This is a genomic window from Methylobacterium sp. E-005 (assembly GCF_022829725.1).
In the GTDB taxonomy this organism is placed as follows: Bacteria; Pseudomonadota; Alphaproteobacteria; order Rhizobiales; family Beijerinckiaceae; genus Methylobacterium.
Genome location: NZ_JAKSYG010000219.1, coordinates 17,904 through 33,306, shown reverse-complemented (window position 1 = coordinate 33,306; position 15,403 = coordinate 17,904). Strand labels below are relative to the sequence as shown.

The window sequence follows — 15,403 nt, the reverse complement described above, 5'->3', positions numbered from 1 at the left end:
GGGATGCGCCAATCCCCTCCCCCTTGGGAGGGGTCAGGGGTGGTGCACGAGGCACCGCTGCGCGCGATCCTGCACCACCCCCACCTCCAACTCCTCCCCGCAAGGGGGAGGAGAGAGCCCTATGGCCAACGACCTGCGAGCATCGGAGCCCCTGCGCATTGGAGGGAGACGCGCGCATGGCCCCTCGCCCTGCTCCTCGCCCTCTCCCCCCTCCCCGCCCGCGCCGAGATCGAGCCCGGCGACCTCACCCTCACGGTCACCGCCGAGCTGAACGGCAACAGCGCCCCCTTCCCCCGCGAGATGGTGCTGTTGAAGATCCACGGGGTCTACAAGCAGCCGATCCTGCTGGAGGAGGTGGTGCAGCCCTCGCTCGCCAACTTCTCCTGGACGCAGCTCGGCCGCGACCATTGGAGCAAGGCCAAGCTCCCCGACGGCCAGAGTGCCATCGCGTTCGACCGCACCGTGGCGATCTTCCCGCATCATGCCGGCCAGTTCACCATCGAGCCGTTCACCCACAAGCTGACCGTCAACGACGTCGGCGAGCGCCGGGTGGTCGAGGTGCGCTCGCAACCCATCCCGTTCCCGGTGGCGCAATGGACCGCCCCGACCGGCGGCCCGGATGCCAAGGAGCCCTGGTGGCTGCCCGCCAAGGACGTGGCGATCACCGATTCCTGGAGCCCCGACCCCGAGACCATCAAGGTCGGCGAGACCGCCCGCCGGATCGTCACCCTGGAGGCGCAGGGCATGGTCGCCGAGGGCCTGCCGCCCCGGCCGGTGATGCGCACCCGCGGGATCATCACCTTCGCGGGTCCCGTCACCCGCGAGACCCTGCTGACGCCCTCGGGCCCCGTGGCGCGGGCCACCTACCAGTGGGACGTGAAACCCGGCGTGCCGGAGATCATCCCCCTCGACGCGATCGCGATCCCCTGGTTCGACACGAACACCCGCACGATGCGCGAGACCGAGATCCCGGCCCGGCAGATCGGCGGCGGCCTGCCCGATCGCGAGACCGACCGGGCGCCCCCGCCGATCCCCGCCCCGCTCACGGTGGCGGCCGCGGCGCTGGCCGCCTTCGGGCTCGGGCTGGCGCTGATCGGCTTCGGCCTCGGCCGGCCGACGCTGCGCCTGTCCGGGCCGACCCGGCGTCGCCTGCAGGCGGCGGCCCGCGCCGGTGACCCGGCCGGGTTCCGCGCCGCCCTCGACGCGGCGATGCGCGAGGCACCGGAACTCGCCCGGATCTGGCGGGCGCGGCCCGACCTTGCGGCGGCCTTCGCGGATCTCGACCGGTCTGTGTTCGGCGCCTCGGGGGCGGCCGCGCCCGATCTGCCGGTCCTGGCCCGTGCCCTGTCGCGCGCCCAACCGGTCGCCGCGGCGCCCGGCCCGGACCGGCTGGCGCCCCTCGACGGACCGGCCCGGTAAGCGCGGCTGCAGGGGGAACTCCGATCCTCGCCTTGTGAAGGGTGGCCCGGGAACAGCCCGCGCGGCTATGATTTGGGTCGCCGGCGCCGATCGCCACCGGAGACTTTCCCGACATGCCCACGATCCTGACCCGACCCGTTCTCGCCGCGGCGCTCAGCGCCGCCCTGGTCCTGCCAGCCGCGCTTCCGACCGCAGCCTCCGCCCGGTCTGCTGGCACCGAGCGCACGCTGAAGATGGTCGACACCGACAAGGACGGCACCATCGACCTCGCCGAGGCGCAGGCCGCCGCCGGCAAGGTCTTCGACGGCGCCGAGAAGGACAAAGACGGCACCGTCGACGCCAAGGAGCTGAAGGGCCGGCTCAGCAAGAAGGACCTCAAGACCGCCGATCCCGATTCCGACGGTACCCTCGACCGCAAGGAATACCTCGCTTTGGTCGAGCAGCGCTTCAAGGCGGCCGATCCGGATGGCGACGGCAAGCTCGACGCCAAGGAACTCAAGACCCCCGCCGGCCGGAGCCTGCTGCAGCTCCTCAAGTGAGACCGGCCTGATCGACGGCCATTGCACAGTTCCTGGGCAAGGACTATTTCTGTGCAATGGCTCAAGATCTGAGCAGGCATCAATATTTTGCACGATCTTGCGTCATCTGAGCGAGCTCCATAGGTTTGCAGTATCCGGTCGAACAAGAACCGGATGAACCAACAGGGAGGAGCGCGATGCCACGCGCGATCGACGTCAAAGACAGGTTCCGCGCGCGGCTGCAGGAAGCCGATGCCAGGAGCAACGAGTTCCGCCAGAAGCTTCTGGAAGAGGGCACGCGGGCACTGCAGCCGGTGGTGGGCGTCCTCAACCTGATGGCCGAGGTGCTCAACGAGGAGGACAACGTCCACGGCAGCATCACGGGCCTGGAAGCCAGGATCGATCAGGACAACTTCATCAGCCTGTGCGCGCAGCTGCGCGGGACCGAAGCCGAGCAGAAGATCAAGATCACGTACGGGCCGGAACTCGGCGGCAGCAACTTCATCTCGGTCTCGGGCCTGAACCAGCGCTACAACGAGCGCCTCATGCCGGGCGCGGGGCGCTGCGCCAGCGGCCGGACGGTCGGCAGCGACATCCAGCTCGACGAGCACCGGGGCGACGAGCTGGCCGAGGTGGTCCGCGAAGTGGTGGAGGATTTCTACGCCGCCCAGATCGCGCAGCGCAGCCACTTCGCCTTCGCCCGCTGACGAGACCGGAAAACCGGATTCCCCTGTCGGCGATCCTGCGCTAAGCCTGTCGCCGATGGGGATGGAGCTCCCCGACAACCGCCCGGCCTCATCAAGCCGGGCTGATGGCTCCTACCGCACGGGCGCGCGTTCCGCCGTCCGCGGTGGGGCCGTGCGCCGAAGCCGCGACGCGCGACGCCGCCCGACCGAACAGGAAGGGCAGGCATGATCAACACCCTCATCGTCATCCTCGGGGCCGGGCTCGGCGGCGGGGCCCGCCACGGCATCAACGTCGCGGTCAGCCGGCTCCTGCCGGGCCTCGGCTTTCCCCTGGCCACGCTGATCATCAACGTGCTGGGCTCGTTCCTGATGGGCGTGCTCGCGGAGGGGTTCGCGCTGCGCGGCGCGGCGGGCCATCCGGCGCGGCTGTTCCTGACCACCGGGATGCTCGGTGGTTTCACCACCTTCTCGACCTTCTCGCTCGACGCGATCAGCCTGTACGAGCGCGGTGAGACCGGCATGGCCGCCCTCTACGTGCTGGCCTCGGTCGCGACCGGCCTCGTGGGCCTGCTGGCGGGCCTCGCCCTGGTCCGGGCGGTCCTGAGCGGCAGCTGAAAAAAGTCCCGGTTTCAAAAGGTCTTCGATCTTTTGCGGGTGCAGGGCAGAGCCCTGCTGCCGGGCTTCGCCCGGTGCCTCAGGGGCGCCGCCCCTGGACCCCGCCAAAGGGCTGAGCCCTTTGGGAACCCCGGACTCAGTCCGCGATGAATTTCAGGCGGTGATCGCGATAGAGGTCGACGATCGCGGCCGCGGTCTCCTCGATCGAGCGGCGGGTCACGTCGATCGTCGGCCAGCGGTTCTTGGTGAACAGCCGGCGCGACATCGTGATCTCGTCGGCGACCGCCGAGCGGTCGACGTAGAGCGAGGATTCGTCGGCGTTGAGGCTGGACAGCCGGTTCTGCCGGATCTGCACGATCCGCTCCGGCGAGGCGAACAGGCCGACCACCAGGGGCTTGCGGGCGCGCTCGATCGCCGGTGGCAGCGGCATGCCGGGCACCAGCGGAAGGTTCGTGGTCTTGAGGCCGCGGTTGGCAAGGTAGATCGAGGTCGGCGTCTTCGAGGTCCGGCTGACGCCCAGCAGGATCACGTCGGCCTCCTCCAGATCCTCCGGCAGGTTGCCGTCGTCGTGGGCCAGCGTGAAGTTCATGGCGTCGATGCGCTTAAAGTACTCCGCGTTCAGCATGTGCTGGGCGCCGGGCCGGGCCGTGGTCTCGGCGCCGAGATAGGCGCGCAGCAGGTCGTGGACCGGTCGCAGCACCGACAGGCAGGGGGATCCGGTCTCGCGGGCAACCTCCTCCAGCCGCTCGCCGAGATCCCCGCCCACCAGGGTGTAGAGCACGAGGCCCGGTGCCGCCCGGATCTCCGAGATCACCCGGTCGAGCTGCGCGGCCGAGCGCACGAGGGGATAGACGTGCTCGATCGCCGAGACGCCCTCGTACTGGGCGGCGGCCGCCCGGCCGACATTGATCAGCGTCTCGCCGGTCGAGTCGGAGACGAGGTGGAGGTGGAAGTAGCTGCGGCCCATCCGGACGCCTTTCGCGAGGCCCAGGTTGTCCACCGCCGGCCGCCAGGGGAGTCGATGAGTGTGGATAGGATGCCCCGTCGGGCCGGTCCAGCGTCAGGCGATGTTCGGTTATCGACTCCGCCGTTCACAGGCCGTTGATCCGGCCAGGCGGAATCCGGGCCCGTGGGAGAATCCGGGACGCAATCGGGGTGCGAACAGAACTCGGCGTTGCCAAGCCGCTGACGGACCGTCCGGTTCTCGCAACTTGGAGCAAATCCTTTAAAGCCTCGTTAACGGCGCGGCGGCGGGGATGGCCTGTGGACCCGTTTGCGACCCCGAATCTCAGGCCCCCAATAGAAAAAACAGAGTCCTAGAATCTCTCTTTTCTTTTCGAAGGGGCCTGTGTGGGGATCGGCGTGCCTCGACTCGACAGGAGGCGCGCCGACGGGCATGCGGGGTGGGGCAAACGGGGTGGAGCGCAGATGACGGGGACGCCGAAGGGGGAGCGCAAGGTCCTGCGTGTCCTCGAGGGAGAGGCCATCGGGCCGCCCCCCGCCTGGATGATGCGCCAGGCCGGCCGCTATCTGCCGGAATATCGGGCGACCCGGGCCGAGGCCGGCTCGTTCCTCGACCTCTGCTACAGCCCGGATTTCGCCGTCGAGGTGACGCTCCAGCCGATCCGGCGCTTCGGCTTCGACGCGGCGATTTTGTTTTCGGACATCCTCGTCATCCCCCACGCGCTCGGCCAGGACGTGCGCTTCGTGGAGGGCGAGGGGCCGCGCCTCGACCCGCTCGACGGGCGGGAGGCGTTTTCACGCCTGCGCGAGGCCGGTGACCCGGCGGTGATGGACCATCTCGCGCCGGTCTTCGAGACGGTGAAGCGGCTGCGCTCCGAACTACCCGGCGAGACCACGCTGCTCGGCTTCTGCGGCGCCCCCTGGACGGTGGCGAGCTACATGATCGGCGGCCGCGGCACGCCGGATCTCGCCCCCGCACGGGCCTTGGCCGAGGGCGACACGGCCCTGGTCGATACCCTGATCGACCGGCTTGTCACGGTGCAGACCGACTACCTCGTGCGCCAGCTCGAGGCCGGTGCCGATGCGGTGCAGATCTTCGAATCCCATGCCGGCACCCTGCCGCAGGCCATGCCTATAACCGCGCCGGCCTCCGGCGGGGTGGTCGAGCCGGTGGGCGACGTCGCCGAGAGCGCCCTGCCCGATGGACCCGCCGCCGACGCCCTTACCCGCTGGTCGCTGCAACCCATCGCCCGGATGATCGCGGGCGTCCGCGCCCGGGTGCCGGGGGCGAAGATCATCGTGTTCGCCCGGGGCTCGGGGCTCGACGGCCATGCCCGGGTGGTGCCCGAGACCGGTGCCGACGCCGTCGGGGTCGATTGGGGCGTGGACCTGAAGGCCCTGCGCGGCCGGGTGCCGGCCACCATGGTGACGCAGGGCAACCTGCATCCCGACACGCTGATCGAGGGCGGCCCGGCCCTTGACGCGGCGGTCGACGCCGTGCTGGCGGCGACGTCAGGCCTGCCGCACATCTTCAACCTCGGCCACGGCATCACGCCGCAGACGCCGGTCGCCCATGTCGAGCGGATGCTCGCGCGGCTGCGCGGGCAGGGCTGAGGCCGAGCGCGTGCTGTACGACTGGATCAAGGCCCTCCACGTCATCAGCCTGATCGCCTGGATGGCGGGCATGCTCTACCTGCCGCGGCTGTTCGTCTACCACGCCGGTCTGCCGGCGGGCTCGGAGGTGCAGTCGGCGACCTTCAAGGTGATGGAGCGCCGCCTGCTCAAGGCGATCATGACCCCGGCCATGATCGCCACCTGGCTGTTCGGGCTGACGCTGGCCTGGATGAGCGGCTACTACGCGGCCCCCTGGCTTCAGGCGAAGTTCGCGCTGGTCCTGGCGATGTCAGGCATCCACGGCTGGCTCGCCCGGATGGTCAAGGATTTCGCCGCCGACCGGAACACCCGCGCGCCCCGGTTCTACCGGATCCTCAACGAGGTGCCGACGCTCCTGATGATCGGCATCGTCATCCTGGCGATCGTCAAGCCGGGCCTCTGATCCGGGGATCCTGTGATCCCGGGCCGGATTCACCACGCCGGTGCGGCCCTGGGAGCTTTTCGCGGGGCGGCTCGTTCTGAGCCCATGGCGAACCGACTTTCCACCGCCCTGGCCCTAGCCCTCCTGGCGTTCAGCCCGTCCGCCCACGCGGCGAGCTTCCCCTGCGACAAGGCCGAGGCGCCCGACGAGACGGCGATCTGCGCGCATCTCCCCCTCAACGACCGGGACGTCGAGATGGCGACCCGGTTCGAGATCCTGAAGGCGGTCCTGCCGATGGGCGGGCAGACGAAGCTGCGCGAGGATCAGGAGGCGTGGCTCAAGGAGCGCCGGACCTGCGGCGGCGACGTCGCCTGCCTCACCGGGGTCTACGATGCGCGACTGAAGGTGCTCCGCGCGGTGCTGTCAGAGTTCGCCAAGCAGGGGCCGCAATAACCGCTCGGTTCCCGCAGCAAACCGCCAAAAACCCTCTCACAACCGCGCCAGCAGCCGCTCCGCCAGGGGGTTCTCGGCCGCGAAGGCATAATCCACCCGCCGCACCGTCACGGCCCGCGCCCCGGCCTCGACCAGCGCGCCGGCCAGCTCGAACACCGCGCCCTCCGGGCAGCGCAGCACGATCTCGCCCTCGGGTCCCCGCGGGGCGCCGTAGGGCAGTTCCGCCTCGTGCAGGCCCGCCAGGGTGGCGAGGTCGATCGTGCCGCTCTCCGGCAGGGCGGCGCGTACCTCCCGGGTGGTGCGGGCGCGCTCCTCGGCGGCGATCCGGCCGAGCACGGTGCGCAGGGCCGCCCGCTGGCCTTCGCCCCAGGGCGCCTTCAGGGACGCCACGAGATTTGCCTCCGAGCGCAGGATGACCCCGTCCTCCAGGATCTTCAGGGCGTTGGCGGAGAGCGTCGCCCCCGTGGTGGTGATGTCGACCACGATCTCGGCCGAGCCCGCGGCCGGTGCCCCCTCGGTGGCGCCGAGGCTCTCCACGATCCGGTAATCGGCCACGCCCTTCTCGGCGAAGAACCGGCGGGTCAGGTTCACGTATTTGGTGGCGACCCGCAGGCGGCGGCCGTGGCGGGCGCGCATCCCGGCCGCGACCTCGTCGAGATCCGACATGTCGCGCACGTCGATCCAGGCCTGGGGCACCGCCACCACCACGGTGGCGTTGCCGAAGCCGAGCGGCGTCAGCAGCTCCACCTGGCCGCGCACGTCCGGCAGGGTCTCGCGGATCAGATCCTCGCCGGTGACGCCGAGATGGGCGGCCCCGGAGGCGAGCTGCGCGGCGATCTCGGAGGCCGAGAGGTAGCGCACCTCGACATCCGGCACGCCCAGGAGCTTGCCCCGGTAGTCGCGGGCGCCCGCACCCTGCGCGAGCTTCAGCCCGGCCCGGCCGAAGAACGCGTTGGCGTTCTCCTGAAGCCGCCCCTTGGACGGGACGGCGAGGATCAGGGGTTCCGAAGCGCTCATTGTCCGGCTCCCGCCACGCGCTCGATCCAGAAGGTGCAGCCCACGGCGGGCAGAGGAACCGGGCTGCCGAGATGGCCGAGCAGCCCGTCGTAGCGGCCGCCGCCGACCAGGATCGGACCGTCGGGTTCGGCCACCTCGAAGATGAAGCCGGTGTAGTAGTCGAGGTTGCGGGCGAAGCCGCCCTGGAAGCGGAACCGCTCGATCGGCAGGCCGCGGGCCGCGATGAAGCCGGTGCGCTCCTCGAACAGGTCGAGGGCGGCCGAGAGGGCGTCGTGGCGGATGTTCGCCTCAGTGACCAGCGCCCGCAGGTCGCGCGCCGCCGCGTCCGGATGGCCCGCGATGGCGCGGTAGCGGTCGAGCACGGCGCGATTCTCGGCGTTGAGTCCGGCGCCGCCATGGGCCTGGGCGGCCGCCTTGGCGAGGAAGCGCTCGGCGATCTCGCCCGCGCTGCGCCCGCCCACCGCCGAGATCCCGGCGATCGCCAGCACGTCCTCCACGAAGGCGCGGACGCCTCGCGGGTCCTGGCCCTGGATCGCCGCCAGCAGGCCGGCATGCGGATCCTCGGGCCGCGCGCCGGCGCCGTTGGTCACGGCGTCGAGGGAGCGGCCGGCGGCGAGCGCCCGGAGCGTCCGGCGCTTGGCGGCGGGCGGGACCGCGAGCCCGTCGAGGAGCGCCACGGTCAGCCCCATGTCGCCGAGCCGCACCGCCGGGTCGGACCGGCCGAACAGCGCGAGACCTTCGAGGGCGAGGCCCAGCACCTCGGCATCCGCGGCCGGCGTGTCGGTGCGCCCGATCGACTCGATCCCGGCCTGGAAGAACTCGTCGGGCTCGTCGGCGGCCAGCCGGAAGACCGGGCCGCAATAGCTGTAATCGGCGGCCTGCCCGTCGGCTTGCGACCGGTGCAGGCGGCAGACGGGGATCGTGAATTCCGGCCGCAGGCACAGCTCGGCCCCGCCCGCATCCTGGGTCACGAAGATCCGGCGGCGGATATCCTCGCCCGAGAGTTCCAGGAACGGCTCCAGCGGTTGCAGCACCGGTGGGGTCACCGGCCGATAGCCCGCCGCATTCAGATGGGCGGAGAGCCGCGCGCGCGCCGCATCCCCCGCCCCCGTCTCGCCTGCCTCCGGTCGTGTCATCGTATCCACCTCGCGGGCGCTCTGTAGCAACCGCGGCCGGGCTTGGCGACACGCCCCGACGGAAGGCACGGCGCGCGGGATTGCGCAGAGATCGTGTCGCTTCACGGAACGGTAACGTCGCGCCGACAGGGCTTTGGGAAGGACTCCGACATATCCCGGCCTCTCCGTGCATCTGCCCCTTCGCCTTCGGACCCAATTCCTCGTTCTCGCGGGGTTGATCGGCACCATCGTGATCGCGGTCGGCGGCTAGGCCGCCCTGCGGATCCAGCAGAGCGCGGCCGTCACGGAGCGGATCGGCGACCGGTTGCTGCCGGCGGTCGATCTGCTCGGCGATCTGCGCGCCACCATGACCCGCGTGCGCCTGGGCGCCACCCGGGTGATCGACGAGACGGAACCGTCGGCCCATACCCGCGCCCGGGAGCGCAACGCGGCCCGCATCGGCGCGATGCAGGACCTGATCCGTGCCTTCGCGGCCCTGCCGGCCGAGCCCGGGACCGCGGCGGCGTTCGCGGCCTTCACCGAACGCTGGCAGGCCTATCTGAACGCGCAGACGGCCGCCTTCACCCAGGTGGCCGCGGGCGACGCCGCCGGCGGGCGGGTCGCCTTCAACGGCCCCGCCAACACGCTCTACGACGAGGCCTGGACACGTCTCGACACGCTGAAGACCGGCTACAGCCACAGGGCGCAGGAGGCGGCCGGGCAGGTGCGCGACACCAGCGCGGCGACGCTGACCCTGATCCTGCTCGGGACCGGCTTCGGCGCGGTCCTGGCGCTCGCCCTGATGGGGTGGCTGGCCGGCGACATCGCCCGCCGCGCCCTGCGGGTCGCCGCCGCCATGTCGGAACTGGCCGCCGGCAACACCGCCGTGACGGTCCCCCACACGGATCGGCACGACGAGATCGCCGACATCGCCCGGGCGGCTTTGGGCTTCCGGGCGAGCCTGGAGCGCAACCGGGCCCTGGAGGCCGAGACCGCGCTGGCCCGGGCCGACGTCGAGACGCAGCGCCGGACGGCGATGCAGGCCCTGGCGCAGACCTTCGAGGGCAGCGTCGGCGCAGTGATCGAGACCGTGACGGCGGCGGCCGCACAGCTCCAGACCACCGCCCGGAGCATGAGTTCCAATGCGGTCCAGGCCTCGGACCGGTCGGGGGGCGTCGCCCGGGCGGCCGAGGAAGCCGCCGACAATGTCGGCACCGTCGCGGTCGCCGCCGAGCAACTCGGCACCTCGGTCCTGGAGATCGGCCGGCAGGTCCGGGCCTCGACCGGTCTGGCGCAGGCCGCGGTCGCGGAATCCGGGGAGACCGCCGCCCTGGTTCAGGACCTGAGCACCGCGGTTGTCCGGATCGGCGACGTGGTGGAGCTGATCTCCAAGATCGCCGCGCAGACGAACCTGCTGGCGCTCAACGCCACGATCGAGGCGGCGCGCGCGGGCGCGGCGGGGCGCGGCTTCGCGGTGGTGGCGAGCGAGGTGAAGGCGCTCGCCGAGCAGACCGCCAAGGCGACCGAGGAGATCGGCCAGCAGATCGCCCGGGTCCAGGATTCCACCGGGCAGGCCGCCGGGGCGATCACCGGGATCGCCGGGCGCATCCGCGAGATCAGCACGGTCGCCACCTCGATCGCGGCCGCCGTCGAGGTGCAGGGCGCCGCCACCCAGGAGATCGTGCGCAACGTCTCCGAGGCCGCCGCGCGGACCAGCGCGGTCACCGACAATGTCGTGGGCTTGGCCGGCGCCGCCGACGAGACCGGCGCGGCCGCCGCCCGGGTGCTGAGTTCGGCCAACGCCCTGTCCCAGGAATCGAAGCGGCTCGGCGCCGCGGTCGGGCAGTTCCTGGCGGGCCTGCACGCGGCCTGAGGCGGGGTCTGGGATTGGAGCATCCACCCCGGTCCCGATCGCCCGTTCAAGCATCCGGGATGCGGGCTATGCCTATTCGATGTGTCTTTCGGACAAGATACGCGACAAAATCACCCTGAATTTCATTGATCCATCGCAAAATTCAGTCAATTTGGTCGTCAAAGCCGTAATTAAGGCTTCAAAGGCGAATGGATTGCGTCCGCCGCAGGGTCTGATCCATTGTCGCATGATCGAATCATCCGGCAAAGGTAGAGTCGATCCCGTGATGGCTCGGCGCGTCCTTCAGATCCTCGGACGGCGGCGGGGTGGACTCGCCGCCGCGCTGATGACCGTCCTCATGGCGCAGGCGCCCGCGCAGGCCGAGCCCAAGCTCGAACGCGTCGTGTTGGTCTCCCGCCACGGCGTGCGGGCGCCGACCGCCTCGCTGGCCGCGCTGGAGGCCAGGACGGGCCGGCCCTGGCCGGCCTTCCCGGCCGAGCCGGGCGAACTGACGGCGCACGGCGCCGAGGCCCTCTCGCGCATGGGGGCCTACCTGCGGAGCGTCTACGCCAAGGCGGAGCTGCTGCCCGAGACGGGCTGCCCGGCGGTGAACGCCGTGCAGGTCTGGGCAGACGGTGCCGCGAACCGCACCCGCCGGAGCGGCCAGATCCTGGCCGACGCGATCGTGCCGGGTTGCGGCCTCGTGGCGCGTCATGGGCCCGTCGGCGCCCTCGACCCGGTCTTCGACAGCGGGCGCGTCTGTCCCCTGGACCCGGCCGAGGCCCTGGCGGCGATCCAGCGCAGGACCCTGGGCGGGGTCGCCGTCACCGACAAACCGTCCGAGAAGGCCATCGCGGCGCTGAAGCGGATCCTCGGTCCTGCGGCCTGCAAGGCGGCTCCGTTGGCCTGCCTCGAGGGTCCCAGCACGCTGACCGCCGAGCCGGCCGGTCCGAAGATCGACGGTCCCCTGGCTCTGGCCGCCACCGTGTCGGAGAACCTGCTCCTGGAATATGTCGAGGGGCTGCCGGCCGATCAGGTCGCTTGGGGCGAGGGCTCGCCCGAGACCCTCGCGGTCCTGCTGGCCGCCCATCGGCGCGCGGCCGACCTGTTGCGCCGGACCCCCGAGATCGCCCAGTTCCGGGGGGTGACACTGCTGCGGATGCTCGCGGACCTGCTGACGGGCGAGGCCCCCCGGGGCCTCGGCGTGCCGCCGCTCGGGGCGAGCGCGCGTCTGGTCGTGCTGGCCGGCCACGACACCACCCTGTCGACCCTGTCGGGCGCCCTGGGCCTCGGCTGGTCGCTGCCCGGCCAGCCGGACCCGACGGCCCCCGGCGCGACCCTCGCCTTCGAGGTCTGGCGCCATCCGGAGACCGGGATGCGGACGATCCGGATCCGGTTCTTCGCCCAGACCCTCGATCAGCTGCGCTCGGCCCGGGCGCTCGGGCCCAGCGATCCGCCGGTCTCGCTGCCTCTGACGATCGGGATCTGCCCCGCGCGGGACGGCGGCTGCGATCTGGAAGTGTTCGCCACCAAGGTCCGCGCCGCCCTGCCACCGGTCTGCGTGCGGTAGCGCCGCGTCCCGGTTTCGAAAGGTCGAGACCTTTCGCGGGTCCAGGGCAGAGCCCTGGTGCCGGACTTCGTCCGGTCACGGGGCTCCGCCCCCGAACCCCTGCCCAAGGGCTCGGCCTTGGGAACCCAAATTGTCAGAGCGGACGGATGCTTCCGAGCCGAGCCCCGCGGGGCCGACGACCCGGTTTGCGCCGGGTCAGGGCGGAGAGCGCGGGACCCGCGGCGACGCCGGCGCTGAGGATGGGGGCGCTGCCGGTGCCGGGCGTGGCCAGGGCCACGGCGCTCGGCAGCCGGCCGGGGATCGGGCGGGCCGCAGAGGCCGGCACCGCGCAGGCGAGGAGCAGGCCGGCCGACAGGATCAGGGACTTGGTCGTCGTCTCGGCACGCATCCCCGGACTCTCCCTGCCGACAGGGTCGCGGCATCGACCGGGGACAACGCCGCCGGAGGCTTCGCGTTTCACCCCGCGGTCGATGGGAAATGCCGAGCCAGCACGGCCCGCACCTGCGCCACCAGATCGGCTTCGGGACACGAGAACTGCGCCGGCCGGGCCGCCTTCCACTCGGCGTTGCTGGCGATGGAGTCCGCCGCCCGGGCCCCCTCGATCAGGTCCTTGATCTGGACCTCGCCGGCCAGCCGCTCGTTCGAGCCCTGGATGATCGCCACGGGCGCGCGGCGGCGGTCGGCATATTTCATCTGCGCCTTCATGCCCGCAGACCCGAGATAGAGCTCGGCCCGGATGCCGTCGGCGCGCAGCAGCGCCACGAGCCGCTGGTAATCGGCCATGTTCTCCCGGTCGAGAACCAGCACCACCACCGGCCCAGGCGCTTCGGAGCCGGCAAGCAGCGGGCTGTTCACGAGCTGCAGGGCCGAGAACAGGCGCGAGACGCCGATCGAGAAGCCCGCCGCCGGCACCGGCTCGGCCCGGAAGCGCCCGACGAGCCCATCGTAGCGCCCGCCCCCCGCCACCGAGCCGAAGCGTACGGTCTGGCCGTCCTCGTTGGTGACGGGAAACGTCAGCTCGGCCTCGTAGACCGGGCCGGTATAGTATTCGAGGCCGCGCACCACGCTCGGATCGGCCCGGATCACGTCGTGGCCGTAGCCGGCGGCGGCGCAGAGGCGCATGATCGCGTGCAGCTCGGCGATACCCTCCCGGCCGGTCTCGGACTCGCCGACCGCGTCGTGCCAGCCGGCAAAGAACTTTTCCGAGAACGCCACCTTGTCGGCGCCGTCCGCGGCATTGGCCTGGAACGACACGTAGGCGAGGATCCGCCCGATCGCCGCCTCGTCGAGGCCCGCGCCCTTGGTGAAGTCGCCGCTCTCGTCCTTGCGGCCGGCGCCCAGGAGCTGGCGCACCCCATCGACACCCAGCCGGTCGAGCTTGTCGATGGCGCGCAGGACGGTCAGCCGCTGGCCGGCCCGGTCGGCGCCCGCGAGCCCCGCGGCCTCCATCACGCCATCGAGCACCTTGCGGTTGTTGACCTTGACGACGTACTGCCCGCCGAGCCCGAGCCGGTTCAGCGTGTCGGCCATCAGCATGCAGATCTCGGCATCCGCCGCGATGCTGCCCGCGCCCACGATGTCGGCATCGAACTGCATGAACTGGCGGAACCGGCCCGGCCCCGGCTTCTCGTTACGGAACACGTAGCCGGCCCGGTAGCTGCGATAGGGCTTCGGCAACGCGTCGAAATTCTCGGCCACGAACCGGGCGAGCGGCGCGGTCAGGTCGTAGCGCAGCGAGAGCCACGCCTCGTCGTCGTCCTGAAACGAGAACACGCCCGCATTCGGCCGATCGAGGTCGGGCAGGAACTTGCCCAACGCCTCGGTGTACTCGACGAAGGGGGTCTCCAGGGCCTCGAAGCCGTAGAGCTCAAAACTCCGCCGGATCGTCTCCAGCATCCGGTGCTGCGCGGCGATCTCACCGGCGCGCCGGTCGACGAAGCCGCGCGGCAGGCGGGGTTTCAGGATATCGGGCTTCGCGGTTTCGGGCTTGGACATGTGAACGCGTTCGCTTCTCGCGGGCTAGCGCCCGGATCCGGCATCGGATGGAGGCGTCCCCTGCGGGCGGGGATCCTGCGTCCGGGCTCTAGAGCATGCCGGGGGAAAGGGGAATTCGGTTCGCGGAACCGTCAATGGGCCGGGACGCGCTCTTCTCCCCGCAAGGACTACGACGTTCGCGGATCGGGTCCGAACCCGCGTCTCTCCCTCCCCCTCAGAGGCGGAGGGAGAGACGCGGGACCGCTTGTGGCCTGTAGTCAAACGGTGTTGAGCTGATCCAGCAGCCAACTCGAAACCTGGGTCCGATTGCTCGGATCAGCCTCAATACGGCGCCGTCAGCTTCAGCCAGAGCAGAGCCGCGAGGCTCACCACGGCGATCGGCATCTGGAGCGGGCGCAGGCGGGCATGGGCGAGCGGCACCTCGCCGGCGCGGGCCTGAATCGGGTCGAGGATCCCGACGAGGGCGTAGCCGAGGATCAGCATCGCCAGCCCTGGCACCGCCTTGCCCACCACGGCGGCGCACAGGCTGAACAGCCCGAGCGCGTAGAGCACCAGCATGGTGACGATCTGCGACAGCCGCGGGCCGCCCTCGGTCCGGAAGCTGACGCCCCGGTGGACGCCGGCCAGGAACAGCAGGATCGAGGCCGCGTAGAGCAGGGTGAACAGGGCGACCAGATAATCGAGCGGCTGGCCGTTCAGCCACCACGCCGCGGCGGCGCCGGCCGCGATCGGCACCATCGGGCCGAAGCCGAACACGATGTCGAGCCACGGAATCCGGCGCGGCTCGTGGGTGGTGAGGGTGCGTCCGGTGGCGTCGTCGCGCATGGCGTTCGGGCGGGGCTCTCGGGTTGAGGATCTGCTGCGCTGCAGCGCCGGGACGGTGAACACGCTCACCTCGACCCGGTTCCGGGACGGTCTGCGGCGTGGCGTGTCTAACCCCGGCGCGGCCCGTCCGCGAGAGCCTTCGCGAGGCTCTTGAGTGCGGGTGAGAAACGCGTTATCTGTGGTGGGCCCTCACCACAAGGTCTGCGCCGCAGCGCGCCCGTGAGCCGTGAGGGTCCTGCCAGTACGGTTTCGCCAATCTGATCCTCGGGCCCCTCGCCGCAGCGCGGCCCGCCCTTCGGCGCCCGTCCCCCGGGTGCTTGGCACAGAACCGGCCCTCCCA

15 protein-coding genes and 1 riboswitch are annotated in these 15,403 nt (G+C 71.2%); of the genes, 9 read left to right on the top strand and 6 right to left on the bottom strand.

The annotated features are described in order from the left end of the window. The first annotated feature begins 141 nt into the window (after nt 1-141). The 4 genes from MKK88_RS26120 (at nt 142) to crcB (ending at nt 3,238) form a co-directional block, all read left to right on the top strand. Nucleotides 142-1,419 (top strand): hypothetical protein, encoded by a 1,278-nt coding sequence (locus MKK88_RS26120; RefSeq protein ID WP_409566715.1) that lies wholly within the window; start codon nt 142-144, stop codon nt 1,417-1,419. A gap of 113 nt (nt 1,420-1,532) precedes the next feature. Further along, nucleotides 1,533-1,958: an EF-hand domain-containing protein gene (locus MKK88_RS26115; RefSeq protein ID WP_244005007.1), complete on the top strand. Its 426-nt coding sequence runs from the start codon at nt 1,533-1,535 to the stop codon at nt 1,956-1,958. A gap of 176 nt (nt 1,959-2,134) precedes the next feature. Then, the gene (locus tag MKK88_RS26110) at nt 2,135-2,644 is read left to right on the top strand and encodes a hypothetical protein (protein WP_244005005.1); all 510 of its coding nucleotides are present in this window, start codon (nt 2,135-2,137) and stop codon (nt 2,642-2,644) included. 48 nt (nt 2,645-2,692) lie between these two features. After that, nucleotides 2,693-2,765, top strand: a riboswitch (Fluoride riboswitch). Nucleotides 2,766-2,848: 83 nt separating this feature from the next. Further along, nucleotides 2,849-3,238: a fluoride efflux transporter CrcB gene (gene crcB, locus MKK88_RS26105; RefSeq protein WP_244005003.1), complete on the top strand. Its 390-nt coding sequence runs from the start codon at nt 2,849-2,851 to the stop codon at nt 3,236-3,238. Between the two features lie 136 nt (nt 3,239-3,374). On the opposite strand, the gene MKK88_RS26100 is transcribed toward crcB, so the two are convergent. Next, the gene (locus MKK88_RS26100; protein ID WP_091716387.1) at nt 3,375-4,205 is read right to left on the bottom strand and encodes a pyruvate, water dikinase regulatory protein; all 831 of its coding nucleotides are present in this window, start codon (nt 4,203-4,205) and stop codon (nt 3,375-3,377) included. A gap of 461 nt (nt 4,206-4,666) precedes the next feature. Between MKK88_RS26100 and MKK88_RS26095 the strand changes: the two genes are divergently transcribed. From MKK88_RS26095 to MKK88_RS26085, 3 genes are all read left to right on the top strand, one after another. Next, nucleotides 4,667-5,815, top strand: a complete 1,149-nt coding sequence (locus MKK88_RS26095; protein ID WP_244005001.1) for a uroporphyrinogen decarboxylase — start codon at nt 4,667-4,669, stop codon at nt 5,813-5,815. A gap of 10 nt (nt 5,816-5,825) precedes the next feature. After that, nucleotides 5,826-6,257: a protoporphyrinogen oxidase HemJ gene (gene hemJ / locus MKK88_RS26090; protein WP_244004999.1), complete on the top strand. Its 432-nt coding sequence runs from the start codon at nt 5,826-5,828 to the stop codon at nt 6,255-6,257. A gap of 84 nt (nt 6,258-6,341) precedes the next feature. After that, the gene (locus MKK88_RS26085) at nt 6,342-6,689 is read left to right on the top strand and encodes a lysozyme inhibitor LprI family protein (protein ID WP_244004997.1); all 348 of its coding nucleotides are present in this window, start codon (nt 6,342-6,344) and stop codon (nt 6,687-6,689) included. 36 nt (nt 6,690-6,725) lie between these two features. On the opposite strand, the gene hisG is transcribed toward MKK88_RS26085, so the two are convergent. After that, nucleotides 6,726-7,706, bottom strand: coding sequence for an ATP phosphoribosyltransferase (gene hisG / locus MKK88_RS26080; protein WP_244004995.1), 981 nt, complete (start codon nt 7,704-7,706; stop codon nt 6,726-6,728). After that, on the bottom strand, nt 7,703-8,842 hold the full coding sequence (locus MKK88_RS26075; protein ID WP_244004993.1) for an ATP phosphoribosyltransferase regulatory subunit: 1,140 nt from the start codon (nt 8,840-8,842) through the stop codon (nt 7,703-7,705). The genes hisG and MKK88_RS26075 overlap by 4 nt, the downstream gene beginning before the upstream one ends. A gap of 304 nt (nt 8,843-9,146) precedes the next feature. Between MKK88_RS26075 and MKK88_RS26070 the strand changes: the two genes are divergently transcribed. Together MKK88_RS26070 and MKK88_RS26065 are read left to right on the top strand one after the other, a co-directional pair. Further along, entirely contained in the window at nt 9,147-10,694 is a 1,548-nt protein-coding gene (locus MKK88_RS26070; RefSeq protein WP_244004991.1) for a methyl-accepting chemotaxis protein, read from the top strand. A 265-nt stretch (nt 10,695-10,959) separates the two neighbouring features. Then, a complete protein-coding gene (locus tag MKK88_RS26065) occupies nt 10,960-12,243 on the top strand; it encodes a histidine-type phosphatase (RefSeq protein ID WP_244004989.1) in 1,284 nt (427 codons plus the stop codon). A gap of 133 nt (nt 12,244-12,376) precedes the next feature. Here MKK88_RS26065 and MKK88_RS26060 read toward each other — a convergent pair whose 3' ends face one another. The 3 genes from MKK88_RS26060 to MKK88_RS26050 form a co-directional block, all read right to left on the bottom strand. Beyond that, the gene (locus tag MKK88_RS26060) at nt 12,377-12,631 is read right to left on the bottom strand and encodes a hypothetical protein (RefSeq protein ID WP_244004987.1); all 255 of its coding nucleotides are present in this window, start codon (nt 12,629-12,631) and stop codon (nt 12,377-12,379) included. Nucleotides 12,632-12,699: 68 nt separating this feature from the next. After that, a complete protein-coding gene (hisS, locus tag MKK88_RS26055; protein ID WP_244004986.1) occupies nt 12,700-14,238 on the bottom strand; it encodes a histidine--tRNA ligase in 1,539 nt (512 codons plus the stop codon). 321 nt (nt 14,239-14,559) lie between these two features. Next, nucleotides 14,560-15,063 (bottom strand): DUF3429 domain-containing protein, encoded by a 504-nt coding sequence (locus tag MKK88_RS26050; RefSeq protein ID WP_244004984.1) that lies wholly within the window; start codon nt 15,061-15,063, stop codon nt 14,560-14,562. Between the last annotated feature and the right edge of the window lie 340 nt (nt 15,064-15,403).